We start from the raw sequence: 26,341 nt of genomic DNA, 5'->3' as shown, positions 1-26,341 counted from the left end.
CACAACCCCCAACCCCCAACCCACAACCCCCAACACCAACAGGGAGGCCCCATGCCAAATACAACCCCGAAACCCCTGTTCCTGATCATCATCACCATCTTCTTACTAATGGCGGCCCCCACCAACGCCGCCCAGTTCCTCTTCACCCCGGAACTGGCCGCCGGGGTTGAGTACACCGACAACCTCTTCCTCACGCCCACCAACGAAGTGGACGACTTCATCACCACCGTCGGCCTGACCCTGACCGGCCAACTCCTGGGACGCACCGCCGGCCTCGAGCTGATCTACAACCCGTCCTACAGCTTCTTCGCGGACAACCAGGACCTCGATTTCTTGCGCCATGTGGCCCGTGTCTACACCTGGAAAGACCTGCGCCGCAACACCCGCCTGTCCCTGGCCAATGACTACCTCGAAACCGAAAACCCACGGGACACCTCCCTCGATTTCGCACCCGACGACCCCACCGAAGGCCCCGTCATCGGCGAGGACCTCACCCGGCGCGGCCGCACCCGTTATCGTGTCAACACAACCGAGGGCCGGTTGGACCACCAGTACGGCGCCCGCAACACCTTCTACACCGCGCTGTCCTACAGCTTTCTCCAGGACATCGACACAACGCCGGGCACGACCGTCGCCGATCACCGCATCTGGGAACCCGCCCTGGGCATCGAACATTGGTTCACACAAAGATGGGGGGTAACACTGGACGGCTACTATTCGCACCGCGACTATGTGGATGAAAACGACCGCCAGGAATACAACGGCGCTCTTAGCCTGATGCGTTCATTCACACCCACCCTGACCGGTTTTGTCGGTTACCGGCACACCGTCTTGTACTTTGATGAACCTACTGACGAAGATTACCAAATCTATTACCCCAATGCTGGGATGCGCTACCAGTTTCAGGAAAACGCTTCCATCTCCATCGCCGGCGGTTATTTAATCCAGGAATTCCGGGACTCCGATACCCCCAATGAAGAAGGCTTCGTGGTAGAAGCGGCCCTGTTCAAACGCTGGCCCTTCCGTTCCGGCCACATCGAATTGACCGGCGGCAGCGGCTACCGAATAGACGACACCGGGGCCGAGGTCCGGGGGCTGAACATCTACTACGAAGGCGGGCTGGGCCTGCTTTACAACCTGACCCGCCGCATCTCAGCCACCGCCTACGGCGCCTACCGCTACGACGATTACCCCAACGACACACCGGAGCTCAGCGAGCAGACCATCGGCGCCGGAGCAGGCATAGGCTACCAGGCCCTGCAATGGATGAACATCGGCCTGACCTACAGTTACCGCCAGCGTTTATCGGACATACCCACCGAAGAGTACACCGAAAACAGCGTCATGCTCGTCATCACCATGAGCCCCACAAGGCCCTACCGCTGGAATTGAATTCAATCCATCGCCCGGCAGAAAAAGGTGGATCCGCTCCGCTTGATCCACCCTACAACCTACAACCCGAATACCGTGGCCGTATAACGCCATACAATGTAGGGTGGATCAAGCGAAGCGGATCCACCATCGAATTTTGCCGACATCCATCAATTCAAAACCATAATCCTCCAACACTACCACCCATAGCGCACCACCAAACCCATGCACCAAAAATCAGCCGCCAAACCAACAACACAATCACCGCCAACCATCCTTCTGACCATCGACGTCGAAGACTGGTTCCAGGTCGAAAACCTGCGCCCCTGGTTTCCGCCCGATCACTGGCATGAACACCCATTGCGCGTCGAAACCAACACCCATTGCCTGCTGGACCTGTTCGACAGCTTCAAAAAACCCATCCGAGCCACCTTTTTCATCCTCGGCTGGATCGCCCAAAGATGCCCACAACTGGTCCAAGCAATCCACAACCGCGGCCACGAAGTCGCCTCCCACGGCAACAGCCACCTGCTGTGCAACCAAATGGCGCCCGCTGACCTCCTGGAAGACCTCTGCACCAGCAAACAACGCCTCGAAGCGCTCACAGGCCAACCCGTATACGGCTACCGTGCCCCCAATTTCTCCATCGACGACAACGTCCTGCAAATGATCCACCAATGCGGCTACCGCTACGACGCCAGCTACAACTCCTTCGCAATGAACCACCGCTACGGCCGCATCAGCAACAACCACAAACAAACAGGAATGGCGCTCCAACTCGGCGAGCAGTTCCACGAACTGCCCATCAGCAACCTGCAACTGGCCGGCAAAACCATCCCCTGGGGCGGCGGCGGCTATTTCCGCCTTCTACCACCACCACTGTTCAACGCCGGCGTGCGCCATATCCTCCAAAAAACAGGCGTCTACCACTTCTACATACACCCCTGGGAACTCGACCCGGATCAACCCAAAGTCCAAACAAAACCGACCCTCAACACCTGGCGCCACTACCTGAACCTCCACCAAACCCAAACCCGGCTCCACCACCTGATCACCCGCTTCAAACACTGCCGCTTCCAAACCTGCACCCAATACATCGAAACCATAACAACAACCACAACCACAACCAACAACAACCAACAACAACCAACCCACAACCAACAACCGACAACCCACAACACCGTAGGGTGGATCAAGCGAAGCGGATCCACCAACACCCCCTAATCAAACCCATACCAATGATCAAAACCAACCAATTACCAAACAACATCCTTGAGCGCATCCCAGCCGCCGCCGCCTATCTCGATTCAAGACCGGACGTGGCCTTTTCATTACTCTTCGGGAGTCTGGCCAAAGGTAAACAAACACCCCTCAGCGATGTGGATATCGCCGTCTATCTGACCCATGACGACGAACTGGCGCAAGCAAAAATGGAAATCCTGGGATGCCTGAATGATATACTGGGAACCGACGAAATCGATCTGGTGATCCTCAACAAAGCCACCTTACCCATCAGCATGAACATCCTCAAAAACAGCAAAAGGCTCACCGACCGGCAGCCACACATTCGCCACCGGCACCTCTCCATCACGATGAGAAAATATTTCGATTATCACCGTAATATAGAATCGAAGATTCTGACCAGGAGGTATTTGGGTGGTTGATAAGACATTGATTCTGCGGAAAATATCTGAATTTGAGCAATATTATCAGCAAATCTCGGAATTTAGGGGTACATCTACCGATGCATATCGTGCGGATTGGAAATTGCAGCGCATCATCGAACGAACCCTGCAGATGATGATTGAAACCTGCGTGGATATCGCTGGGCACATCATTTCCGATCAAGGCTTCAGGTTGCCTGACAGTTACGCCGACACCTTCCGGGTATTGCATGAAAACACAATTATCGATGGGGACCTTTGTCGAACGCTGGAAAAAATAGCAAAATTCAGAAACATCATCGTTCATCATTATGACAGGGTTGATGTGGAAATCGTTGTGGGGATATTACGAAAGCACCTCGATGATTTCCATCACTTTCAAAAGGCCATCATCAATTGGCTCAAAACAAAATGAAAACCGGATAGCAATTCATAAACCACAACCAACAACAACCAACCCACAACCATCAACCCCCAACCCCAAACCCACGAAGGAAACCATGAAACCCTTCACCCAATCCCTGCTGGACATCAACCCCGAACAAGAAACCCAAAAAATAACCAACCAAATCCGCGAAACGCTCACCAAGCAACTCAAACGCCGCGGCCTCATCGTCGCCCTGTCCGGCGGCATCGACAGCAGCGTCACCCTCGGCCTGGCCGTCAAAGCCTTAGGCCCTGAACGCATCCTGGCCCTGCTCATGCCCGAACGCCACTCCGCCGACGACACCCTCGAGCTGAGCACCCTCGTGGCCGACACCTTCAAAGTCGCCCACGTAACCGAAAACATCTCAAACATCCTAACCGCCGTAGGCTTCTACACCCGCTACGACGACGCCGTGCGCCAAGTCATCCCCCAGTACACCACCGGATGGAAATCCAAGATCGTCAGCACCAACGTCACCCAATCCAACGCCTTCAACCTCTTTTCCATCGTGGCCCAATCCCCGGAAGGCGAAACCATCAAACAACGGCTGCCCCTGCAAGCCTACCTGGAAATCGTCGCCGCCACCAACTTCAAGCAGCGCACCCGCAAAATGCTCGAATACTACCACGCCGACCGCCTGCACTACGCCGTGGCCGGCACCCCCAACCGGCTCGAATACGACCAGGGCTTCTTCGTAAAAAACGGCGATGGCGCCGCCGACATCAAACCCATCGCCCACCTCTACAAAACCCAAGTCTACCAACTGGCCGCCCACCTGGGCGTACCCGAAAAGATCCGCCACCGTCCACCCACAACCGACACCTATTCCCTTGCCCAAGGCCAGGACGAATTCTACTTCTCACTGCCCTACGACAAAATGGACCTCTGCCTCTACGGCAAAAACAACGGCTACACCCCCGACCAAGTCGCCCAAACCGTCAACCTGACCCCCGACCAGGTCCAACGCGTATACGACGACATCGACACCAAACGCTCAACCACCCGTTACCTGCACCTGCCGCCCCTGCTGATCGAAAAAGTCCCAGAAATCGAACCCTAAAACAACCGGCCCAATCCACCCCCAACCCCCAACAAACAACCAACAATATCCAAACAGGGCAGAGTGGACAAACCGCCCCCAACCAACCACCAACAACAATCAAACAGACCAGGGTGGATAAACCGTAGGGTGGATCAAGCGAAGCGGATCCACCATCTTTCCTGAAACGAAAATGAAAATCATCATCAAATCCAGTGACAACACCTCCAAAAGGCGTTGGGGGCCTGATATCAAAACCAATCAAACTGCTATGAATTGGCCGGATGACATCCGGAAATTGGCCGGTGCATGGAAGGACCTGCCGAACACAGACCAACTACGCAAGACACTTGAAACCGATGTAAAGCGTGACCCCCGCTGATGTATGTCGAAATCACGAGAAAAAGGGACAAAATTAGCAGCCACTTTATAAAGAAATACGAACACAAGACAGTTTATGTCTAATTCCAAGAATCTATCACCGGCTTGACGACAAAGATCTCAAACTATATGTTGTCTATAAATCCGACAGCTTAAAATAGAGGTGAATATCTAATGAGCAAAATATTGATAGACATAAAAGACCAATCAAAAAAAGACATTGTTATAAGCCTGTTAAAGGAATTCTCCTTTCTTGAGTTTCATGAATTGGATAAAGTAGACAAATTGAAAAATACTTCAGATATCAGAAAACTTTTTGGAATATGGAAAGAAAGGGAGATTAACCTGAACGATCTGCGCACGAGAGCATGGAAAAGAGAAATTAAATGATTTTACACACCATCCCGATCTAATCCGAGAAATCATAAAAGGGCAGGGCGGATCAACCCTATGCTGAATCAACCGTAGGGTGGATCAAGCGAAGCGGATCCACCATCTTTCCATCGAGTATCGCCATGCGCACAAACATCGAAATTGATGACCAACTGCTAAAAGAAGCCATACAGGTAAGCGGCGTCCGCACCACAAAAGACTTGGTTCACGAAGCCTTGCGCACTTTGATCATCGTAAAAAAGCAAAAAGATTTAACAGACCTGGCAGGAAAAATCGATTTCCATAACGATTTTGACCATAAAGACTCGCGGAAGTTGCGCGCAGTTTCAGAGGACCCATGAAATCAAAACTTACGAAAGACGACATACTCAATAGTTTAAGGGCTGACAAAAAGGTAATGCAAGAACGATTCGGTGTTGTGGAAATAGGTTTGTTCGGTTCTTATGCAACGGGCAACCCCAATGAACAAAGCGATATCGACATCCTGATAAAACTAAAAGAACCTCGGTTTGAATATCTTGCCGGTCTCCAAATTTTTTTAGAGCGTAAATTCAGCAAAAATATTGAAATTACTAGAAAAAGTGACAAAATTAATAACCAATTCATAAAGAAAATAGAACACCAGACAATTTATGTCTAATTCGAAAAATCTAATCAGGGATTACTTGGCCAGGATAAGTGAAGCTATTCTAATGGTGGAAGGAAGAGCTGCCCAAATTGAATCACCGGATGATTTTGTGTCCTCATTCGAAGGAACGCTTGTCCTTGATGCGATTGCGATGCGTTTGCAAGTTATAGGTGAGTTAGTAAAGAAAATCGATAAGATAGATAGCACCATCCTTAATAGGTTCCCTGAGATCGAGTGGGTGATGATAATGAGACTGCGAGACATCATTTCCCACCATTACGAGATGATAGACTATGAAATCATTTTTGACATCTGCAAGAACCATATCCCGAAATTAAAGGCAACACTCAACCATCTGCTTCACAACGGATGATCCAAACTCTCCACCCCCAACCAACCACCAACAACCCTCAACAAACAACCCCCATACCCAAGGAACCACCCATGTGCGGCATATCAGGCATCCTGAACCTAACCCCCAACCAACAACCCCCAACCCCCAACCAACTAACCTCCATGGTTTCCGCCATCCGCCACCGCGGACCGGACGAAAGCGGCATCTACCTCGATGACCGCATCGGCCTCGGCCACGCCCGACTCAGCATCATCGGCCTCCAGGGCGGCGGCCAACCCATCGGCAACGAAGACGGCACCCTCTGGATCATCTACAACGGCGAGGTATTCAACTACATCGAACTCAAACCCGACCTGCTCGCCAAAGGCCACCGCTTCACCACCGACACCGACACCGAGGTGCTGCTGCACCTCTACGAAGAATACGGCCCAGCCTGCCTGGAAAAAATCAACGGCCAATTCTCCCTGGCCATCTGGGACAACCGCAAAAAAGAGCTCTTCCTGGCCCGTGACCGCGTGGGCATCCGCCCCTTCTTCTATACCCAGTGCAACAACCAGCTGCTCTTCGCCTCCGAAATCAAGGCGCTCTTAACTCACCCCCAAGTACCCCGCGCCATCGACCCCAAAGCCCTGCACCAGATCTTCACCTTCTGGACCACCCTCCGCGAAGGCACCCTCTTCGAAAACATTCACGAACTGCCCCCCGGCCACTACATGACCGTCAAAGGGGGCCGCATCGATTGTCGCGCCTTCTGGACGATCCCCTATTACGCCCCGGACCAACGCTGGCAAGGCACACTCCCGGAAGCCGGCGAGGCCCTGCGCGAACTCCTGCTTGACGCCGTGCGCCTTCGCCTCCGGGCCGACGTGCCCGTGGGCGCATATCTCTCCGGCGGCCTGGACTCTTCCCTGATCACCGCCCTGATATCCCGCAACTTCAACAACCAGCTCAAAACATTTTCCATCGGGTTTCAGGAAGGCGACTTCGACGAAAGCAGCTACCAGCGCCAAATGATCGCCCACCTGGGCACCGACCACCAACAGACCCTGGCCACAAACCAGCTCATCCGGGAAAACTTCCCCGATGTCATCTACCACTGTGAAAAGCCCATCCTGCGCACCGCCCCCGTCCCCCTCTACCTGCTCTCGCGCCTGGTGCGCGACAACAATTTCAAGGTGGTGCTCACCGGCGAAGGCGCTGACGAAGTGTTCGGCGGCTACAACATCTTCAAAGAGGCCAAAATCCGGAGCTTCTGGGCCAAGCAGCCCCGATCGACCCAGCGCCCCCGGCTGCTCCAGAAACTCTACCCCTACATCTTCAAAAACGCCTCTCGCGGCAGCGCCTTCCTCTACGCCTTTTACGCTGTCAAACCCGGCGACCTGGAAGACCCCTGCTTTTCACACCGCATCCGCTGGAACAACACCGGCAAGAACACCGGCTTTTTCTCCAACGACCTGGCAGCCGCCCTGTCCGGCTACGCCCCCGACGAACAGGCCCTGGCAAACCTACCCCCAAATTTTTCAACCCGCGACACCCTGTCCAGAGCCCAATACCTGGAAATGGACATCTTCTTGTCCAACTACCTGCTCTCCTCCCAAGGAGACCGCCCGGCCATGGCCCACTCCCTGGAAATCCGCCTCCCATTCCTGGATTACCGGGTGATCGATTTCGCCGCGCGCATGCCGCCCCATTGGAAAATCAACGGCCTGAACGAAAAATACATCCTCAAAAAAAGCTTCCAGGGCCTGATCCCCGACACCGTCCGCACCCGGCCCAAACAACCTTACAGAGCCCCCATTCAGGAGGTCTTTTTCAACCCGGGCCCCAGCGACTACGTAGATGCCCTGCTCTCCGAAGAAAACCTCAAAAAAACAAACCTCTTCGACCCGCTCAAAGTGACCCGCCTGCTGCACAAATACCGCAACGGCGGCCACGGCAGCGAAGTCCAAAACATGGCCGTGGTAGGCATCCTCTCCACCCAACTCGCCCACCACCACTTCATCGCCAACACCCCAACCCCAAACACCCAACACATCACCCCCAACAAAATCATCCAAAAACAACCCTAACCCCCACACCCCGTAGGGTGGATCAAGCGAAGCGGATCCACCACCCAACGGAAAGGGCAGGCCGAACCAAACAAAGCCGATCCAACGCCCCTTATATCAACCCCCAACCCCCAACCCACAACCAACAACCCACCCACATACAAACAACTATGTCACATCATACCCATAATTGGCACAATGTTACCCTGAAAACCGCCAATAAATTGCTACCCATCGCGCCAATTTTATTGACAAAGCGCTCCCAATAGCCCCAGAACAATCCAAATTCTTGAATTCCCATACATTCCCAAAAATAGGCACACGATATGCATGAAGACACACTTGAAAGTGTAATAAAAACCTTTGACACCAATAACACTATCGGCAGCTCTCAACACATGTAACCGACCAGGCGGAGCTATATCAACGTGCGTATACACGCCAACCTACCAAACCCGCTCTCGGCATTATTCGCAGATCTAACCGCAACGGTCACCACCCAGCTGCATATGCTGCCCGACAAGCCCGAGGAAAACGCCGAAGCCACAGTTTGTGCCCTCTGGCACAAAGCCGCAGGCAACCCCATGAGCGTGGAAACCGCCAGCAAAACCGCGCTGCCCATCCTCGACGATCAGCGCCGAGCCGTGCTCCAAACGCTCATTAAACAAAGGCTGAGCGGCATTCCTCTGGCGCACCTGACCGGCCGGCAGCAATTTATGAACATCGAACTCCTGGCAGATGCACGCGCCCTGATCCCCCGCAAGGAAACCGAACTGCTCGGCAACACCGCCCTGAACATCCTGCACGATATTGGTGCGAATACCGATAAACCGTTGATCGCCATCGACCTTTGCACCGGCGCCGGCAACCTGGCCTGTGCCCTGGCCACCCACATACCGCATTTACAAATAACAGGTTCCGACATATCCATCGAAGCGCTCACCTGCGCCAAGGACAATAGAAATTACCTAAATCTCGATCCTCAACGCGTCGGCTTTGTAGCAAGTGATTTGCTCCAAGCCTTCAACCCAATCTACTGCCGGCAAAACATCTCCATGATAATCTGTAATCCACCATACATATCCGAAGCCAAGGTCACCCAATTGGCCGACGAAATCATCCAACACGAACCCCGCGAAGCATTCAACGGCGGCCCACTCGGCCTGTCCATCCTGACGCGCCTGGTCAAGGAAGGCGCCAATTACCTGTCCGACCAAGGCTGGATCTGCTGCGAAGTCGGCCTCGGCCAAGGCAAATGGCTCGCCCAACGCTTCGAACGCACCAACCAATACCAGCAGGTCACCACCACGTGCGACGCCACTGGCGAGATCCGCGTCGTCGCCGCCCAAAAAAAGAAACCCATTTGAAAATCACCCAAACCATCGTAGGGTGGATCAAGCGAGGCGGATCCACCAATACGCAAGCACCCGCGATATCAAGAAAAGGAACATCAACCATGTCCGACCTCAAACAAACCATCAAAACCTTCATCGTCAACAACTTCACCTTTGGTGACGAAACCATGGTAACCGACACCGACTCCTTCCTCGAAACCGGCATCATCGACTCCACCGGCATCCTGGAACTGGTCGAATTCATTGAAAAAGAATTCTTCATTACCATCGAAGACGACGAACTCATCCCTGAAAATCTCGAATCCATCGATAAAATAGAGCAATTCCTCCAACGCAAACGTGCAGCCGCGCCCGTTTCCCAAGTCAATTGAGGCCCACCATGCTGGTCCACGGTTTCCTCGAAAATTCGGCCCAACGCCTTGGCGACAAAACCGCCTTGATAGCCGACAACCAGCGCATCAGCTATCAGGCCCTCAACACCACCGCCGACAACCTGGCCCATTACCTGGTCACAATCGGCATTAAAAGAGGCGACCGTGTCGTCATCCTCTTGGACAACAGCGCGGAAGCCGTCACTGCTATATTCGGCATCCTCAAAGCCGGCGCGGTCTTCGTTTGCCTGAACCCGACCATCAAACCCGTCAAACTCAACTACATTTTCCGGGATTCCGGCGCCGCAGCCTTGATTACCCATACAACCAAACAAAAAGTAGTCCAAGAATCCACAACCGACACCCCAGCACTAAAACACATCATCTGGCACGGCTCCCAACCCCAAACCACCACCGGCTGGCCATCCACCATAACTTCCCACAACTATGCGGATGCCACCACCAACCTCCAACCATCAACCCCCAACCTACCACGTTCAATTGATGTCGACCTCGCCACCATCATCTACACCTCCGGCTCAACCGGTGAACCCAAAGGCGTCGTCTCCGCCCATTACAACGTGGTGGCCGCGGCCCGCAGCATCTCCACCTACCTCAAGAATGTGGAAAACGACATCATCCTCAGCGCCCTGCCGCTGTCATTCGATTACGGTCTTTACCAGATCCTCATGGCCACGCTCTTCGGCGGCACCGTGGTATTGGAAAAATCGTTCATGTTTCCTTACAAGGTGCTGGAAAAGATCGATCAGGAAAAAGCAACCGGGTTCCCCATCGTGCCCACCATGGTCGCGCTGCTGCTTCAACTCGATCTGTCAAAATTCCAATTCAGCCACCTGCGTTATATGTCCAACACCGCCGCAGCGTTGCCCGTCGCCTACATCCAAAAGCTGCAAAACCTGCTGCCCCATGTGCAAATCTACTCCATGTACGGATTGACCGAATGCAAACGGGTCGCCTACTTGCCACCCGAATATCTATCCGTCAAACCCACCTCCGTCGGCATCCCCATGCCCAACGAGGAGGTTTTCATTGTCGATGAAAACGGCAACGAACTCGGACCGGACCAAACAGGAGAGCTGGTTGTACGCGGCGCCAACGTCATGCAAGGCTACTGGAACAGCCCGGAAGAGACCGCCCGCACCTTCCGCCCCGGCCGCTACCGAGGCGAAACCCTGCTGTACACCGGCGACCTGTTCAAGCGGGACGCGGACGGCTTTCTCTACTTCGTCGGCCGCAAGGACGACATGATCAAAACCAAAGGCGAACGCGTCAGCCCCAAAGAAATCGAAAACATGCTCTGCAGCCTCGAAGGCGTCAGCGAAGCCGCCGTCATCGGCGTCCCCGACGACATCCTCGGCCAAGCCATCAAAGCCTTCATCGTTCCAAGCAACAACGCCAAACTCACCAACGAGGAGATCCAACGCCACTGCACCAAAAACCTCGAACCGTTCCTGGTCCCAAAATACATCGAATTCCTCGACAACATGCCCAAATCAAACTCCGGCAAAATAGACAAAAAAGCCCTACAACGACCAACAAACAATACCTAACCGTAGGGTGGATCAAGCGCAGCGGATCCACCAACCGACCACCCACAAATGCAATAAATTGTTTCAAATGGCTGACAACGAAATCACCATAAAAACAGCCCAAGAACCCGACAAGCCACAATGGGACACCTACATCCTAAACCACCCCAACGCCACCCCATATCACCTATGGGCGTGGAAACAAGCCATCGAAACCGCATACGGCCACCGCGCCACCTATTTACTTGCCCAAAAAAACAACAACATTTCAGGTGTGCTCCCGCTATTCCAATTGCGCCTGGCACCATTCATCAACCAATTGGTCAGTTTGCCTTATTGCGACGTCGGCAACTGCTTGGCCGATGATTCAGCCACACAAGATATGCTTCTCAATCAGGCCATACGACTCAAACACAACACCAAATCCACCACACTCCACCTTCGTGGCGACCTCACGCCGGCAGCAGCCGCCGATCACCATTTCAACCGGATAAACACCGGAAAAGTCCGTCTAATCCTCAACTTGCCATCCACTTCGCAAGCCTTGTTCAACAGTTTCAAATCCAAACTGCGCAGCCAAGTACGGAAAGCAGAAAAAAACGGCGTCCAATTTCGCTGGGGCCACCTTGCAGACATCGATGCCGCTTACCACGTTTTTGCGAAAAACATGCACGAGCTCGGATCACCCGTGCATTCCAAGACTTTCTTGCGAGAGGTCCTTTCCCGGTTCTCAAATCGCGCAAAAATAGGACTGGCGGAATATAACGGCAAAACAATCGGCATGGGCATCATCTTAGCGACGGACAATAAAATTTCCATACCCTGGGCATCCACCCTGCGGGTTTACAACCGTTTGGCACCCAACATGCTCCTTTACTGGAACTTTCTGAAGTTCAGTTCCGATAATGGATTTCAACTCTTCGACTTCGGACGATCCACCATGGGTGAAGGGACATACAAATTCAAACAACAGTGGGGTGCGAAACCGATACCACTGATCTGGTATGATGCCGTTAATACGCCCTCCAATAAAGCGCCGCACCCACAAAATGGCACCCACGCAAATCGAGAGCACCTTTCGGCGGCATGGCGAAAGCTGCCGCTAACCCTGGCAACCCGTATAGGGCCCCAAGTAAGAAAATACATAAACCTCTAACAACCCAAATGCCGAATGAGACTTTCCTCATCGGCACCACCAAGCAAAAAACTCAATCCCGTAGGGTGGATCAAGCGAAGCGGATCCACCTTCCTTCTTATCTCCCGGGGTAGCGATCACCCTCTATAATGTCCGAACTATTCAAAAAATACTATTGGTACCCCCCAGCCGAAACCCAAATACCCTGGGCGGTCATCTTCAGTGGCTTTTCCGAACAATCGGAAAGCTTCAGCACAGCCCTTTGCCGCTACCTCAACGTCAAACACTGCGTTCTGGGCCAAAGCGGCCGAGCCTTGCTTTTCAGACTGCTCGAAACCCTCAAAAGCAATAAGACCGAGCAACGCAACGAAGTCCTCATCCCCGGCTACACCTGCTATTCCGTTGCCGCTGCAATCGCAAAAGCCGGCCTCACAATCACCGTCTACGACCTTGACCCCAAGACCCTGTACCCGGATCTCGATTCCCTTGAGAGTGCCGCAACCGACAAAACACTTGCAATCATCGCCCAGCATCTCTTCGGTAGACGAACGCCGATGGATGGCCTTCAGCGGGTTGCAAAAGCCAACGGTGCCTACCTCATCGAAGATTCTGCGCAGTTGCTCGGGAGGCTTCCGCAAGGCCAGAACACCGGCGCCATGGGTGATTTCGGGATACTGAGTTTCGGCCGGGGCAAACCATTGCCCATAGGAGAGGGGGGCGCATTGCTTTCTAATGACCACCCTTCCATTATATCAACGCTTCCTTTGCCCAATTCCGCGACTGGATACATTCAACCATTGGTATCCTCCGCGGTGGTGAAGATGATGTCCAAGCCGTTCTGCTATTGGCTGCCGGAAATGCTGCCCCTCGGGCTTGGGGAAACGATCTTCGAACCCGGCTTTCCCATCAAGAACATTTCTGAGACAACAGAACGGATGGCCTCCAAGGGGTTGCCCGTTTTGGATACTTTAAATGCCCATAGACTTAGGCTGGCCAATCTTTACAGCAACCGGATTGATAAACAATACCGGATGAGCGCAACCGAAGTACTGACATCTGCCATACGTTACCCCGTGATGCTGCCTATCAAGACCTTAACAAAAAGCCTTAAACGGCTGGGTGTCCGTAGAATGTACCCGAATTCGATCCCGACGGAAAAATCAATTCGGCCTTATCTGAAGATAGGCGCACATGCAACGCCGGGTGCCGATGAAATTGCCGACAAGCTCTACACGCTCCCCACCCACATGGCGATCGATGATACGCTATCAGACGAAATTGCGACGGAAATCAATAATGCCGTTGCTCTATAGGTGACAGGACAATTTGAACCCGGTGTCGAAGATTGCAGAACACAACCGGAAACTGCTGGACGGTTCGTTTGTGTACCCTGAGCTGCTGAGAAGCAATAAGGATTAAGCTGAAATGAATTTCAAGAAAATGCTATTGACAGCCGTTCTTGCCGGCGCATTCATTTCGCTCTATTATGACGCTTTGCAGCATCTCATTGCCAAAACACTCACCACCGACGGCTCCCACGCACCCCTGATCCTTGCCGTCAGCCTATACCTGATTTGGCTCAAGCGCCAAGAATTGCGAACGCTACCTGCGCAACCGGCGCTTCTGCCCGGCACGCTGCTGATCGTTTTCAGCGGTCTTGTTCTGTATGCCGGAAAGATCAGCAGCACGATGCTCATTCAAGTTGTATCCATGGTGCCGATGATCTTGGGCTATATCTGGTTGCTTTTAGGTTATGGGTTTTTAAAAACGTTATTGGTGCCGGTCGGATACCTGATATTTTTGTCAGGGCTGATTGAATATGGTTTGGGCAGCGTGGCCGACCAGCTCCAGCAGATTTCTGCATGGATCGCCGTCAAACTCCTTGCATTGACGGGAATGCCCGTTTTCCATAGGGGCATCATGATTGAGCTGCCCCATATCTCATTGGAAGTAGCCAGAGCTTGCAGCGGCATCAGTCATATCATTTCTCTTGCGGCCTTGTCGGTCCCCTTGGCCTATCTGACGCAACGCACAACCGCCCGAAAAGCGCTGGTTGTCATAGCTTCCCTGGTCATTGGTATTTTAGCCAATGGGTTGCGCATTGCCCTTATCGGAATTTACGCTTTGTACAACCCGGATGCCGAATTGCATGGCCCCTACGAAACCTTATACGTTTCTTTCATTTTCTTTTTTGGCATGATCGTGCTTGTTATTTTCAATCAAGTGCTCAGAAAGCTGGATGGAAAGAAAAACGAGGCCCGCGAACAGCTAAATGGCGGGGACGCCCTGGATGACCGCCGAATATCATCCCCTGCAAAGCAGTCTTTGAATGGATCAACCCCGAAATACAAGACACCAGCCCTCGTAGCCTCAACCCTGTTTGTGCTCACATTGGGGATCACACACCTCTATACGCCGCAACAGGTGCCGCTCAAGACGCCTCTCGCGGAATTGCCCGTCTATATTTCCGGCTTTACCGGGACAGCGTTGGATCAGTTCGATGAGCGACTTAGGCCCTTTGCCGCCGACCAAGAGCTAATGCGGCGCTATCGGGACAATGACGGCAGCAGTGTTGAACTCTACATCGGCTATTTTGAAAGCCAGGGCAGGGACAGGAAAATTATCGACGGCCGGCGTTACTGGATGCACCTGGAGGCGGAAAAAGTCGAAATTTCCAAACACCGGCCCTCATTTTTTATTAATAGATCACAATTGAGAGATGACCAACCACCATCCACAGTTTATCATTGGTATTATATCGATGGCCGGATCGTTACCAATGAATTGGCTGGCAAAATCATCACTTTCTGGAGTGGATTTGCTAAAAGAAAAACAAATGGTGCCGTCGTTGTGCTGCGAACGCATAATGATTCAAGTCAGATAAAAGCGGTAATAGAAGAGATGGTCTCAATGATCGAGGCGCGGCTGCCTCTTTTGATTAGCGGAAAGCAAATATGACTTTCCGGGCTGCGCAACCATTTGTGAAGAAGCCAAAAATTTAAAGAACAAATCGATGGAAACCGGAATTCAACAGGGCTGTGATCAATGAATGGCAGCGGCCTTCATCAGCGCCGTTCATCATGTGTTTGTCAAAAGCCGCTTGTACAAAACTTCAGTGCCGGGGGCTATGCGATCCTGTTGAAAACGGCAGGGCCATCGATCATCAATAAGGAGTTGATCTCAAATGGCTAAACACAACAATGAAACACATCACCAAGAGAGCACGCCTTGCTCAATCGCTGCAAGGCGTTTAAATAAAAGGACTTTCCTCAAGGGTATAGCCGGTCTTATTGTTGCAATAACTTTGGGATTCTTGGGTTTCTTCCAAAAACTCGGCCGAAAGGGCAATGGCAATCATACGGTATCAAACGCCGGATTGGCTCACGCCGGAAATAACGTAACGCAACAATATCCTTTGGGTGTTGGGCCGGATGGGCGCTCTCGCGTCTATTTGGCCCAGGGAGATACCCCCGAAAACAACATGGCTGCTATCCTAGATGCCTTGGGTGGCATAGAACAATTTATTGGCCCTGAAGATATCATAATCCTCAAACCAAATTCACAGTGGTGGGCCCAGGGCATGACCAACACCAACACCATGAAGGCATTCATGGAAACGGTTCTGGCCATCCCGGGTTTTTCGGGGGAAATCATCATCGCCGACAATCACCAGTTTGCCGAACCAAACTCGCGCGGGTGGACCACCGAAGAGCGCAATGGCGATTTCAACTATAATGAGCTGGTGGCCCATTTCCAGGATCGCGGCCACCCGAATGTGACCAAATACCACTGGCGGGGCGCAGGCCCCAACCCGAACCCCATCGAAGGCGACGATCAGCTCGGGTCCAAGATCGTCAAGGGGCCCGGCGAGGGCGATGGCTACGTCTGGAGCCGCGACATCGTCTATACCAGTTCCCTGGGGCGCCGCTGCCTCCTGACCTGGCCGGTTTTCACCTCGGCTTACAGCGGCGTCACCATCGACTTCAAAAACGGCGCCTGGAAAGACGGTGCCTACATCGATCAGCCGGTAAAGTTCATCAACTTCTCCGCCATCAACCACCACGGGCCCTATGTGGGCGCGACCGCCTCCATCAAAAATTACATGGGCATCGTGGACATGACCTGTGGCTTCCATGGCAGCACCCCGGACGGGTATTACAACACCCATTTCATCGGGTTGCGGGATTTGCGCCTTCCGCTTCAGGATAAATACCCCTGGCGGGTAAGAAATTGGATCAATCAATACAACTGGCAATATTTTGAGCATACCGGCGGCGTACTTGGCACTTTCATGCGGGAAGTCCGGATCGCGGATTTAAATATCATAACTGCCCACTGGGTGGGTTGGGGGTCAAGAACGCAAAAAGAGCTAAGTGGTTATCCCAGAGCCATTTTGGCATCCCGGGATCCCGTTGCTTTGGATTATACGGCCTGCCGCGAAATTCTATTGCCCATGACCCGAAACAACAATGATTATATATGGCATGACGGCTTGATGAAATTAAATGATCCGACCCAAAAAGACCAACCCCTGTACCGCTTTATTGAAAAGTGCCACGAAGAGGGTATCGGAAACATCATGCCGCGAAAAATCGATCTGGTTGCAGTTTGAAATAGTCGTTCAGATAATCTTCCTGATGGCCTTGGGGGCAGGATATGCAGATAACTTTCCTCATCGATGACAGTTCATTCAAGAAGGAAGTGGAATATGTTGCCAGGGTATTTTCAAGTGTCCTGGCAGCAGACATCCAGGTTCAGGATTTCCAAACACCCCTTGAAGCGGACGCCGTTGCCTTAGGCTACTTTTCACCAGAAAATATCAAAAACCTTGCAGTACCTGAAGAATGTCGAATATGGATCATCGCGGATAGCCTGTTCTGGAAGAAGTATACCCAGGGAAAACGCGCCAAAACAATCAAGCGTCGGTTCGGGGACTGCCCGATCATCCAGTCTCCAGATAAAGCGACGCCCGATGCCGGAAATTATAAAGGGTTGATGATCGATCAGGATATCATCCTGTCGAGCTTTTGGCTTTTGTCGCGATACGAAGAATGCTTCGAAATTGAGGATCGCGATCAACACGATAGATATAAATTCAGCAACAGCGTTTTAGCCGAAGACCTGGGAAAATCGCTGATCCATCTCTATTTGCAGCAACTCGTTCTCTGGATAAAGGAACAATACAAGGTAACCATACCGTTTCGTTCCGCCAATCTGGAAGCGGTCATCAGCCATGATATTGACATTCCGTATCATTTCGGCAAGATCAGATCGGTGCTGTCGGCGGCAAAAGCAAGGCTGACCTCACAAGGCATGGGGAGCTCTGCCGCGCACCTGTTAAGGTATATGAAGGTCCGTGCCGGGATGGGAAAAGATAGAAACGAGACCTTCGATTACATCATGCAAACCCAGGCGCAGCGAGGCATTAAATCCACCTGGTTCATTTTGCTCTGTTCCGACAATCTCTGGGGTCTGGACCTCGACAAGTACGCTAAACAGTTACAAAGTATCGCCGCCGCCGGTCATGAAATCGGTTTGCACCCCGGATACGACTCTTATATCAATACGGAAAAACGCACCACCGAGAAAATAGCCATTGAACAAATGGCCGACTGTACCATCATCGGGGCAAGAAATCATTTCCTCCGGTTCAAGATTCCTGAGTCATACCATATCGTTCACGAAACCGGGTTGATATACGATTCCACATTGGGCTTTGCCGAGCGCGAAGGGTTCCGCGCGGGCTTTTGTTCGCCTTTCAAACCCTTCGATCCGCAGCGACGCCAAACCATCGATATGCTTGAGATTCCCATGTCGATCATGGACGGCACCTTCCGCGACTATCAGCACCTGCCGCCGCCGCAGGCCGAAGTGCGTATCAAGGCCATGATCGATCATGTGGCCGACATCCGCGGTAGTATTGTCTTTAACTGGCACAACACCTTTCTCCTGGCCGAAGAGCCTGCATGGAGACAGGTTTATGAAAACAGCCTGGATTATCTGATCGAAAAGAATGCGTCTTTTTCCACCGCCGACGAACTGGCCCGCACGTGGGGTGGACGATGGCAATAATGGGGCGGGGTGATCACCGGGACATCGCAGCGAATGCCACAGGGCGCAACCTCCTGATGCTCTGTTACTACTATCCACCCTTAACGGATGTCGGCTGCCGCCGCAGCGTCGCCTTTTCCCGCTATTTCAAAAAATACGGATGGAAGCCGACGGTGCTGAGTGTAAGTAACCCGGATCCTGTCTTCTGCAGGGTCGGTAACGATAGGCCACCGGAAGGGGTTGATGTCGTTTATTGCCGTTCGTGGGTGAACACCTATTGGTTTCTTGGAAAATTGAACGGCCTGCTCACCCGTGCCCTGCGATCGTTCGGTATTCAATTAAAACGCAATCCCTTTTACGATCTGATGAATATCCCCGATTTGTTCTGGGGCTGGATTCCTGCAGCAACCATCAAAGGGTGTCAGTTGATGCGCAAACAGAGCATCGATCTGATTTATGTTTCCTGCACGCCGTTCAGCTCCGCAGTTGCCGGCGTGCTGCTCAAAAAGTTGACCGGCAAGCCGCTGGTTATCGATTTTCGCGACCCCTTTGCGCTGGAAATACCACCGTTTCCCCTAAACGACGTGCCAAGTTATCGGCGTTACATCAATCGCACACTGGAAACCTGGCTGCTGCGCCACACCGATGTATTTGTGGTCACGCCGGATGAAATAAGGCAACGCTACATCCAGCAGTATCCCTGGATACACGATAAAATCTGTACCATTTACAACGGCATAGAACCCGCCGATATCAGGGTCGATGAGCGTGAGGATTTCCCTAAATTCACGGTTGTCTACGGCGGTAATTTTTATTTTGACTATATAAAGTCCGATGTGTTTTTTCAGGCCCTGGCTCACCTGCAAGCTGCCGGCAACATCACCGCCGATAACTTTCAGTTTTTGTATTATGGTGGCGATGGAAAGCGTATCAAAGACAAGGCAAAAGAGTACGCCATAGAAGACCTGGTCATCGTCAACGGGATGATTCCTTACCAGAAAATGCTCAATATTCTGGCCGGTGCTGATTTACAGTTATTGCGAATTGTCGAGGCCAACATGGGGACAAAAATTTTTGACGGGTTGGCTCTCAATGTGCCTTTGCTGGCAACCATTCCCGAAGGCGAACCCAGCGATATCGTGCGCAAGTACAGCCCTGATTCCTACCTGGTCGGGACACGGGAACCCGAGAAGGTTGCAGACGCCATTCTCGATGCCATGAACAAGCGTGAAGGGGGCCAACGAAAAGAGCGCCGGTCGAATACCGAATTTTTCAAAGTTTTTTCCCGTGAGGCGACCGCAAGGCAACTGATGGAAATTATCGAACAGCAGCTGTACATGATGCATGACACCCAATGTGCTCCAACATCTGGTTTTCAAACAAAGAATACAGACGATGAACTACGAAATTAGGCCCTATCAAACGGGCGATGAAACAGGAATACTTGATCTATACAGGCAAATCTACCCCCAGCCCAGAACATTGGCGCAGTGGGCGTGGGAGTATCGCGATACGGCAGCCGGACCATCAGTCATTTACGTTATATGCAAAGACAAAGAAATCATCGGACATTATGCCATCCTTCCCCTGCCGGCATTCTGCAATGGAAAAAAAATATATCTCGGCAAGGCCGAAGGCGCCATGATCAAGCCACAGGAGCGCTTCGTTGCCGTGAGAAAAGGCTTTTTCAAGGAACTGGTGAATAGAGGTAGAACAGACGCATTTAACCGTGGTATCCCCGTTATTTTCGGATTCACCAGCAAACCGCGTGATTTCGTCATGGCCGGGTTTCAGGAGGCGGGTAAGTTGTATGCCCTGCAGCAAGACTTGCGTTTGAAATACAAAACAAAGGTGTGGCTGAAAAACAAGCTCGGCAAATCAAACGACCTGCTTGAGGCTTCTTTCTTAGATAAAGTTTGCAGCACAATAAAGCTTCGAAAGGAAATTGCCAATCAACAGATTGAAACAACTACGGGGCCGATGATGCCCGCTGATGCCGCAAAAATTGCGGCGGAAATACCTACACAAGGTGTAATCGATGTCGAGCGCAGTCGTGATTACCTGGAGTGGCGTTATCAGCACAACCCTTTTGCCCAGGCATTTTTTATCGCAGCCCGGTGCGAGGGAAAGTTGCTTGGATGGATGGCTGTTTCGGTTGACGGCGGTGATCACGGAACCGGATATATCCTCGATACCTGTATCGAGGGGGGGAGTTCCGATGTCGTTCTGTACGCGCTATATCAACGGGCAATGTCCCATTTCAAAGCGAAAAATGTTTCCTATGTCAATTGTTGGCGCTCAGAACACCCAAAGGATGCCGGCATAATGGATCATTATATTCGGTGGGGACTACGGAAAAGGGTTCATGTGATAAATTTCGTGCTACATATCGATGATCAACAGGTAGATCCCTCTTTTGTGATGGATATCAAAAATTGGTCGATATCCATGGCCTTGACGGAAGGAAGAATGGGGTAACCCTTTTTAAATTCGTAAAATAGACGCAGGGTCAACACTGATAACTGCTTTTTTAATGATCATGGAACTGTTGAAAGTCTAATGAATCTAAAACAAAAAGTCATGTCCGGACTTGCTTGGTCGGCATCGGGTAGGTTGTTGGCTCAGTTGATCACTTGGTGTATTACCATTGTGATCATTAGATTGCTATCCCCTGAAGATTATGGGTTGATGGCTTTGGCTGGAGTTTTTGTCGCTTTTTTGGCTTTATTGAATGAGTTGGGGCTTGGTGCTGCTATTGTGCAGCGCAAGCATATTGACAATTCGACACTTTCATCTTTGTTCGGATTAGTCCTGCTGGTGGGCACACTTTTTTATTTAATAATGTTCTTTTCAGCGCCATTAATTGCAGAGTTCTATAATGATCATCGTCTTGTGTCATTGGTTAAGGTCTTGGCACTGGAGTTTATGATTAATTCTTTTGCCGTTATACCAAGAGCACAATTGCTGCGTGATATGAAATTTCGGCAAATTGCTATCGTTGATTTTTCTTCGGCAATATCCGGTTCTGTATTAACACTTATACTTGCATTGATGGGCTACGGTGTATGGGCGCTGGTTTGGGGAACATTAACAATTCGTATTATATCAACTCTTGGTTTTAATATATCTCAACCGATCATGTATTTGCCAAGAATCAGCATGCGTGGGATGAAATCATTTGTCATATTTGGTGGCTATGTTACCGTCGGAAGAATTCTATGGTACCTGTATTCAAATGCAGATACTTTAATTATTGGTAAAATGCTTGGAAAAGATCTCTTAGGTTTTTATTCCGTAGGTTTGATGCTGGCAACCATGCCAATGGAAAAAGTTTCAGGAATTATTAACCAAGTAGCCTTTCCCGCATTTTCCAGCGTTCAGACTGATATCGAACTGGTAGGTCGACACTTTTTAAAAGCGGTAAGGGTTATGAGTTTTATAACTTTTCCGGTATTATGGGGGATTTCAAGTATTTCTCCGGAAATCATTCAGGTTTTTTTGAGTGAAAAATGGTTGCAGGCTGTTGTGCCGATGCAAATCATAGCACTAATCATACCCCTGCGGATGATCAGTAATTTGATGTCGACAGCCGTTTTTGGAGTTGGTCGGGCCGATGTTTCATTTATGTTGGTTGTCATTCCTTCTGCGTTGTTACCAATAGCTTTTTTTGTCGGGTCGCATTGGGGGTTGTTGGGTGTGAGTTTGTCATGGTTACTGGTGTTCCCATTCGTCTTTACATTGCAGATTCTGTTGACAATCAGAGTGTTAAAGGTGGCATTCTTATCAATTTTCAAGGCTATTTCAATGCCCTTGATCTCCGGTGCGGTAATGTATGGTTCCGTATTTTTCATTAGAAGTTTAAGTACTTTAGACATTAATATTTTGCAAATGCTTCTGCTGATATTTAGTGGAGCACTTAGCTACATGATAATAACGCTAGTTATAAATCGGTTTGGTCTTCGTGAGGTAGCGAATCTTGTAAAAAATTAATGATAGGGTGAATTATATGTTTGCTGGTATAGTTTCGATGAACAAAAATTGTATCGATAAAAAAGTAGTTGATGAAATTAAAAGTATTTTTTCTGCAAAAAGTAGTTTGGAGTTGGAGGAAAAATATGAAAAAAGTTACTTTGTAATTCGGGGATACACGAAAGCTTTAACAAAATATCCTGGCATTAAAGCCGATGACAACAATTCATTCTCTTTGTTGGCCGGAGAACCATTCCTGTCCGAATTCGGAATAGAGGCCGATCATATATCGATTAATGAAATCTTAAAAAACAAGACTTATGCTAAATTGGCACCCGTTAGGGGAGTTTTTTGTGCAGCAAGATTTATAAATGGGCAAAATCCAATATTTGAGTTGTGTGCAGACAAGCTGGGTATCAGGCCTATTTACTACTGGTCGGATAATAATTTTGTCATTTTTTCTACAGCCCTTAAAGTTCTTGAAACCGTGTCTATGATTCCTAAGGAAGTAGATCAATCGGCTCTATCTGAAATATTTGCTTTTGGAATTCCCCTGGCGGACAGAACTAGATATAAACACATTAAGGCAATACGGGAAGCAGAAATAGTAAATTTCGCAGATAATAAAACCATTTCTACGCATTATTGGCGCTGGGATCAGATCAAGCAACGTGATATACAAATGGTTGACGCATTAAACAATACATATGAAATTTTTTGTGACGCCATCAAATTACGACTCAAAAATGATTCGAGTGTGCTTGCTTTTTTGAGTGGCGGTATGGATTCAAGAACAATTGTTGCCACACTGGTAGATATGGGCGTTGATGTGCACACATTCAATTGTTCGGCAGATTCAGCGCAGGATAAGATTTTCGCAAAGCAATTTGCTGATGTGGCAGGGTGTCCATTCCATGTCATGCCGTACCCTGAAAAATCAATGAGCCACATGGCAAAATCAGTTATGTATTTATCAGAGGAGAAAAAAATTAATTGTTCTCGTTCTCAAACTATTTGGTCAGGTGATGGCGGTAGTGTTGGGCTTGGATGCGTTTATTTAGATGAATATGTGGTCGAGCAATTCCGGTGTTCTGATCAATTGGATGCAATTCAATATTTCAATGATAAAAATTCCTATGCATTGCCGATAGGAGTAATAAAAACTGAGAAAAAGCAAGAATATTCTAAATTACTTCAAAATGCAATATCTAAAGAGTTGGGTCGAATTGAATGTGAGGATAAGGGCCAAAAGATTTTTTTGTTTTTAATGTTTAATGACCAGAGAAGACATCTCCATAACATTTATGAAAATCTTGATTTTCATGGCACCGAATATCAACTTCCATTTTTCGATTCTCTACTTCTCGAATATGTTTTGAGCTTACCACTTGATTATAGACTTAACCATAAGATGTATCATGAATTATTTAGGCTATTTCCTTCCATAGTCTATGAAGTTCCTTGGCAGACTTATCCAGGTCATGTTCCATGCCCACTTCCAATTGAAAGGGACCTTGAATATCAATGGGATAGGACTAATCAAAGATTTTTCGATAGAATAAAGAAACAAACGTCTGAAGGTATCGAAGGATTCAAGGTCGGTATATTTGCTAGAACTATTGATCCACTAAATCGGGCCAAGTATCTTTTTGTTGTGTTGGCGCATTTACTGTGCTTAAAAAACTTTGATTATATAATAAAAGCAGGCAAAATATTTGCTCACAAAACTTGATTGACGATCATGCAGGAAACAAAATCGAATAACATTTCTAATGTTAATTTTATTTTCTATTTATGGACCTTTTTTCTCTTGTGCCGTCCTCAGGACTTGTTCCCTATTTTTGCTCCCTTTCGGCCTGCAATGATAACTAGCGGTCTGGCATTGACCACAGTTATTGCCTATTATAAATATTTGCCTGGCCAATTATTATTTCAAAGCAGCCAATTAAGAAAGTTTCTTCTGCTGTATGTAGTTATGATCTTGGGTATTCCATTTTCACTTTACGCCAGGGTCTCCTTTGAGATCGTCCTTACCGAATATATTGTTGCAGTATTGTTTGTTTGCATATTTTTTAAGTTGATCAATTCTATTGAGCGATTGAGGAATGTTTTGTTAACTTGTTGTATAGGAAGTGGACTCTATTTTTTCTTTGCTTTACGCGAATTCGCTCCTGGAACAGGCCGGTTGTCTTATGGGACTATGTTTGACCCAAACGATTTAGCATATTTTGCCCTTGGATTTTTGCCAATTAATTTATTGTTTCTTTTCAAACCTAATCCTCTTTGGGTTCGCATAGCATGTCTTTGCACCTTTTCATTTGGCCTTTTGTTGATATTATTTACAGGTTCAAGGGGTGGATTATTAGGCCTTTGTCTATCATTTTTAGTTTTGTTATTTTTTACTTTTAAAACTCTAAAAATTTCTTTTAAAGCGGTTCTTATTGTGGCGTGTGTGCTCCTTTTCTCATTCACAAATATTGATACCGAGCGATATCTTTCCATTTTATCATTCGAAAGTGACTACAATGTTCAGGACGAAACAGGGCGATTGGGAATCTGGAATATTGGCTTGCGTGCGTTGATGTCAAATCCGATCACCGGTGTCGGTGTAGGCAATTTTTCATTTGCAGTTGGTTTGGATCGTCAACAAAGAGGACTTGAGATCGCTAGATGGCAGAATGCACATAATTCAATTGTACAAATCGGAACTGAAACTGGCTTTGTTGGACTTATTCTTTACATTGCATTGAGTTTAAATGCCGTCCGTATATTTATTAGGGCTATGAAATATACAATAAATGATCAGTTGACTAAGGTCGGAGAGATGGGGCTGGTTGGATTTTCAGGTATGTTTGTTGCCAGTATGTTTGTTAGTCAGGCATACTCGTTATACTGGGTTTTTTATATAGGGTTCACAGCGGTTATGGGGCAAATTATTGATGATAAGTAAGCGTCTATTAACTAGTGTCCATCCAGAAATAGCTAGTTTTGGGCAACACATTTACTTTTATGATCCGAAAAATAGAAAAACCTGATGCCGTTTCGCCTGAATTTGTCAGATCGTCATTATTCTTTAACTTCAGCGAATACTTCGCGCGCACCTGTTCTGGAAGAGCCCATGGCAGCCTGGTTTCCCGAGCATTTCTTCTATGCTGCGGCCAACCTCTTCCTTGCGATGGTCAACAAGTTGGCCGCAACGACCGAAGACCAAACATAGGATTTGAAGGCCTCCCAGCCTTTCCAGGTGCAACGGGTGAGTCCCATGCTGCGCTTCAACCAGGATATGCCGGATTCAATACCGGCACGAAAGCAACGCAGCCGATGATACACATACTCGCTGCGGCACATATCGGTTTCTTGCCACCCGCGCTTTTTGGCAAAGCACACATCCTTGATCTTGCGGTCCTTGGCAAGCTTGAGGTTGTTTTTCGATGCAAAGCCTCCGTCGGCCACCTGGTCAGCCGCAAGGTCCGTATTGGTGGTGAGCACCCACTTGCCGTCAAACCGGGCTTCGTGCTCGATCTTGCGCTCGTCGATGCTGGTACTGCCTTTTTCGATTTTCAGATACTTTCGAGAACCCTTGTTGCCCACCAGGCTTTTGGGA

The 26,341-nt window shown here is 49.6% G+C and carries 24 protein-coding genes and 1 pseudogene; 24 read left to right on the top strand and 1 reads right to left on the bottom strand.

Features of this window, described 5'->3' with window-relative positions:
• Positions 1-51 precede the first annotated feature (51 nt).
• The 24 genes from MRX98_RS16165 (at position 52) to MRX98_RS16050 (ending at position 25,687) form a co-directional block, all read left to right on the top strand.
• Positions 52-1,392: an outer membrane beta-barrel protein gene (locus MRX98_RS16165; protein ID WP_246912191.1), complete on the top strand. Its 1,341-nt coding sequence runs from the start codon at positions 52-54 to the stop codon at positions 1,390-1,392.
• A gap of 204 nt (positions 1,393-1,596) precedes the next feature.
• Positions 1,597-2,595 (top strand): DUF3473 domain-containing protein, encoded by a 999-nt coding sequence (locus MRX98_RS16160; protein WP_246912189.1) that lies wholly within the window; start codon positions 1,597-1,599, stop codon positions 2,593-2,595.
• A gap of 14 nt (positions 2,596-2,609) precedes the next feature.
• Positions 2,610-3,035 carry a type VII toxin-antitoxin system MntA family adenylyltransferase antitoxin gene (mntA, locus tag MRX98_RS16155; protein ID WP_246912187.1) on the top strand — a complete coding sequence of 142 codons (426 nt, stop codon included), beginning with the start codon at positions 2,610-2,612 and terminating at the stop codon, positions 3,033-3,035.
• Positions 3,028-3,450, top strand: coding sequence for a type VII toxin-antitoxin system HepT family RNase toxin (gene hepT, locus MRX98_RS16150; RefSeq protein WP_246912184.1), 423 nt, complete (start codon positions 3,028-3,030; stop codon positions 3,448-3,450). The genes mntA and hepT overlap by 8 nt, the downstream gene beginning before the upstream one ends.
• A gap of 85 nt (positions 3,451-3,535) precedes the next feature.
• Entirely contained in the window at positions 3,536-4,522 is a 987-nt protein-coding gene (gene nadE / locus MRX98_RS16145; RefSeq protein WP_246912175.1) for an NAD(+) synthase, read from the top strand.
• A gap of 172 nt (positions 4,523-4,694) precedes the next feature.
• The gene (locus tag MRX98_RS16140) at positions 4,695-4,883 is read left to right on the top strand and encodes a hypothetical protein (protein ID WP_246912172.1); all 189 of its coding nucleotides are present in this window, start codon (positions 4,695-4,697) and stop codon (positions 4,881-4,883) included.
• A gap of 173 nt (positions 4,884-5,056) precedes the next feature.
• Positions 5,057-5,272 (top strand): hypothetical protein, encoded by a 216-nt coding sequence (locus tag MRX98_RS16135; RefSeq protein WP_246912169.1) that lies wholly within the window; start codon positions 5,057-5,059, stop codon positions 5,270-5,272.
• A gap of 125 nt (positions 5,273-5,397) precedes the next feature.
• Positions 5,398-5,616, top strand: a complete 219-nt coding sequence (locus MRX98_RS16130) for a type II toxin-antitoxin system VapB family antitoxin (protein WP_246912166.1) — start codon at positions 5,398-5,400, stop codon at positions 5,614-5,616.
• Entirely contained in the window at positions 5,613-5,915 is a 303-nt protein-coding gene (locus tag MRX98_RS16125; RefSeq protein WP_246912163.1) for a nucleotidyltransferase family protein, read from the top strand. The genes MRX98_RS16130 and MRX98_RS16125 overlap by 4 nt, the downstream gene beginning before the upstream one ends.
• Positions 5,908-6,276, top strand: a complete 369-nt coding sequence (locus tag MRX98_RS16120; protein ID WP_343217770.1) for a HepT-like ribonuclease domain-containing protein — start codon at positions 5,908-5,910, stop codon at positions 6,274-6,276. The genes MRX98_RS16125 and MRX98_RS16120 overlap by 8 nt, the downstream gene beginning before the upstream one ends.
• 71 nt (positions 6,277-6,347) lie before the next feature.
• The gene (gene asnB, locus MRX98_RS16115) at positions 6,348-8,327 is read left to right on the top strand and encodes an asparagine synthase (glutamine-hydrolyzing) (RefSeq protein WP_246912150.1); all 1,980 of its coding nucleotides are present in this window, start codon (positions 6,348-6,350) and stop codon (positions 8,325-8,327) included.
• A gap of 488 nt (positions 8,328-8,815) precedes the next feature.
• Positions 8,816-9,673, top strand: a complete 858-nt coding sequence (locus MRX98_RS16110; RefSeq protein WP_246912148.1) for a N5-glutamine methyltransferase family protein — start codon at positions 8,816-8,818, stop codon at positions 9,671-9,673.
• Between the two features lie 89 nt (positions 9,674-9,762).
• Positions 9,763-10,032, top strand: a complete 270-nt coding sequence (locus MRX98_RS16105; protein WP_246912140.1) for an acyl carrier protein — start codon at positions 9,763-9,765, stop codon at positions 10,030-10,032.
• Between the two features lie 8 nt (positions 10,033-10,040).
• Complete coding sequence (locus tag MRX98_RS16100) at positions 10,041-11,603, top strand: class I adenylate-forming enzyme family protein (RefSeq protein ID WP_246912138.1); 1,563 nt, start codon at positions 10,041-10,043, stop codon at positions 11,601-11,603.
• Between the two features lie 67 nt (positions 11,604-11,670).
• On the top strand, positions 11,671-12,738 hold the full coding sequence (locus MRX98_RS16095; protein ID WP_246912135.1) for a FemAB family XrtA/PEP-CTERM system-associated protein: 1,068 nt from the start codon (positions 11,671-11,673) through the stop codon (positions 12,736-12,738).
• 128 nt (positions 12,739-12,866) lie between these two features.
• Positions 12,867-14,030, top strand: coding sequence for a DegT/DnrJ/EryC1/StrS family aminotransferase (locus MRX98_RS16090; protein WP_246912132.1), 1,164 nt, complete (start codon positions 12,867-12,869; stop codon positions 14,028-14,030).
• A gap of 112 nt (positions 14,031-14,142) precedes the next feature.
• On the top strand, positions 14,143-15,675 hold the full coding sequence (xrtW, locus tag MRX98_RS16085; protein WP_246912125.1) for an exosortase W: 1,533 nt from the start codon (positions 14,143-14,145) through the stop codon (positions 15,673-15,675).
• A gap of 226 nt (positions 15,676-15,901) precedes the next feature.
• A complete protein-coding gene (locus MRX98_RS16080; protein WP_246912123.1) occupies positions 15,902-17,329 on the top strand; it encodes a DUF362 domain-containing protein in 1,428 nt (475 codons plus the stop codon).
• A gap of 44 nt (positions 17,330-17,373) precedes the next feature.
• Positions 17,374-18,789 (top strand): polysaccharide deacetylase family protein, encoded by a 1,416-nt coding sequence (locus tag MRX98_RS16075; RefSeq protein ID WP_246912121.1) that lies wholly within the window; start codon positions 17,374-17,376, stop codon positions 18,787-18,789.
• A complete protein-coding gene (locus MRX98_RS16070) occupies positions 18,780-20,180 on the top strand; it encodes a glycosyltransferase (protein WP_246912119.1) in 1,401 nt (466 codons plus the stop codon). The genes MRX98_RS16075 and MRX98_RS16070 overlap by 10 nt, the downstream gene beginning before the upstream one ends.
• Entirely contained in the window at positions 20,164-21,246 is a 1,083-nt protein-coding gene (locus MRX98_RS16065; protein WP_246912117.1) for a GNAT family N-acetyltransferase, read from the top strand. Before MRX98_RS16070 ends, MRX98_RS16065 begins: the two co-directional genes overlap by 17 nt.
• An 81-nt stretch (positions 21,247-21,327) precedes the next feature.
• The gene (locus MRX98_RS16060) at positions 21,328-22,758 is read left to right on the top strand and encodes a lipopolysaccharide biosynthesis protein (RefSeq protein WP_246912115.1); all 1,431 of its coding nucleotides are present in this window, start codon (positions 21,328-21,330) and stop codon (positions 22,756-22,758) included.
• Between the two features lie 16 nt (positions 22,759-22,774).
• A complete protein-coding gene (locus tag MRX98_RS16055) occupies positions 22,775-24,469 on the top strand; it encodes an asparagine synthase-related protein (RefSeq protein WP_246912112.1) in 1,695 nt (564 codons plus the stop codon).
• Positions 24,470-24,478: 9 nt separating this feature from the next.
• A complete protein-coding gene (locus MRX98_RS16050; protein WP_246912104.1) occupies positions 24,479-25,687 on the top strand; it encodes an O-antigen ligase family protein in 1,209 nt (402 codons plus the stop codon).
• A 197-nt stretch (positions 25,688-25,884) separates the two neighbouring features.
• Here MRX98_RS16050 and MRX98_RS16045 read toward each other — a convergent pair.
• A pseudogene (locus MRX98_RS16045) lies at positions 25,885-26,184 on the bottom strand (transposase); the annotation flags it as partial.
• Between the last annotated feature and the right edge of the window lie 157 nt (positions 26,185-26,341).

Origin of the sequence: Desulfatitalea alkaliphila (assembly GCF_022968795.1) — a bacterium.
Classification (GTDB): Bacteria; Desulfobacterota; Desulfobacteria; order Desulfobacterales; family Desulfosarcinaceae; genus Desulfatitalea; species Desulfatitalea alkaliphila.
Note: the sequence above shows the minus strand (reverse complement) of the source record. Positions and strands in the feature narration are given on the sequence as shown.

Coding starts and splice junctions, on each gene's coding strand:
- MRX98_RS16105 (WP_246912140.1), top strand. CDS start 9,763: ATGTCCGACCTCAAACAAACCATCAAAACCTTCATCGTCAACAACTTC.
- mntA (WP_246912187.1), top strand. CDS start 2,610: ATGATCAAAACCAACCAATTACCAAACAACATCCTTGAGCGCATCCCA.
- asnB (WP_246912150.1), top strand. CDS start 6,348: ATGTGCGGCATATCAGGCATCCTGAACCTAACCCCCAACCAACAACCC.
- MRX98_RS16100 (WP_246912138.1), top strand. CDS start 10,041: ATGCTGGTCCACGGTTTCCTCGAAAATTCGGCCCAACGCCTTGGCGAC.
- MRX98_RS16135 (WP_246912169.1), top strand. CDS start 5,057: ATGAGCAAAATATTGATAGACATAAAAGACCAATCAAAAAAAGACATT.
- MRX98_RS16060 (WP_246912115.1), top strand. CDS start 21,328: ATGAATCTAAAACAAAAAGTCATGTCCGGACTTGCTTGGTCGGCATCG.
- MRX98_RS16140 (WP_246912172.1), top strand. CDS start 4,695: ATGAAAATCATCATCAAATCCAGTGACAACACCTCCAAAAGGCGTTGG.
- MRX98_RS16090 (WP_246912132.1), top strand. CDS start 12,867: ATGTCCGAACTATTCAAAAAATACTATTGGTACCCCCCAGCCGAAACC.
- MRX98_RS16125 (WP_246912163.1), top strand. CDS start 5,613: ATGAAATCAAAACTTACGAAAGACGACATACTCAATAGTTTAAGGGCT.
- MRX98_RS16050 (WP_246912104.1), top strand. CDS start 24,479: ATGCAGGAAACAAAATCGAATAACATTTCTAATGTTAATTTTATTTTC.
- MRX98_RS16130 (WP_246912166.1), top strand. CDS start 5,398: ATGCGCACAAACATCGAAATTGATGACCAACTGCTAAAAGAAGCCATA.
- MRX98_RS16065 (WP_246912117.1), top strand. CDS start 20,164: ATGAACTACGAAATTAGGCCCTATCAAACGGGCGATGAAACAGGAATA.
- MRX98_RS16165 (WP_246912191.1), top strand. CDS start 52: ATGCCAAATACAACCCCGAAACCCCTGTTCCTGATCATCATCACCATC.
- MRX98_RS16080 (WP_246912123.1), top strand. CDS start 15,902: ATGGCTAAACACAACAATGAAACACATCACCAAGAGAGCACGCCTTGC.
- MRX98_RS16110 (WP_246912148.1), top strand. CDS start 8,816: ATGCTGCCCGACAAGCCCGAGGAAAACGCCGAAGCCACAGTTTGTGCC.
- MRX98_RS16055 (WP_246912112.1), top strand. CDS start 22,775: ATGTTTGCTGGTATAGTTTCGATGAACAAAAATTGTATCGATAAAAAA.
- MRX98_RS16120 (WP_343217770.1), top strand. CDS start 5,908: ATGTCTAATTCGAAAAATCTAATCAGGGATTACTTGGCCAGGATAAGT.
- MRX98_RS16095 (WP_246912135.1), top strand. CDS start 11,671: ATGGCTGACAACGAAATCACCATAAAAACAGCCCAAGAACCCGACAAG.
- MRX98_RS16075 (WP_246912121.1), top strand. CDS start 17,374: ATGCAGATAACTTTCCTCATCGATGACAGTTCATTCAAGAAGGAAGTG.
- MRX98_RS16160 (WP_246912189.1), top strand. CDS start 1,597: ATGCACCAAAAATCAGCCGCCAAACCAACAACACAATCACCGCCAACC.
- MRX98_RS16070 (WP_246912119.1), top strand. CDS start 18,780: ATGGCAATAATGGGGCGGGGTGATCACCGGGACATCGCAGCGAATGCC.
- nadE (WP_246912175.1), top strand. CDS start 3,536: ATGAAACCCTTCACCCAATCCCTGCTGGACATCAACCCCGAACAAGAA.
- xrtW (WP_246912125.1), top strand. CDS start 14,143: ATGAATTTCAAGAAAATGCTATTGACAGCCGTTCTTGCCGGCGCATTC.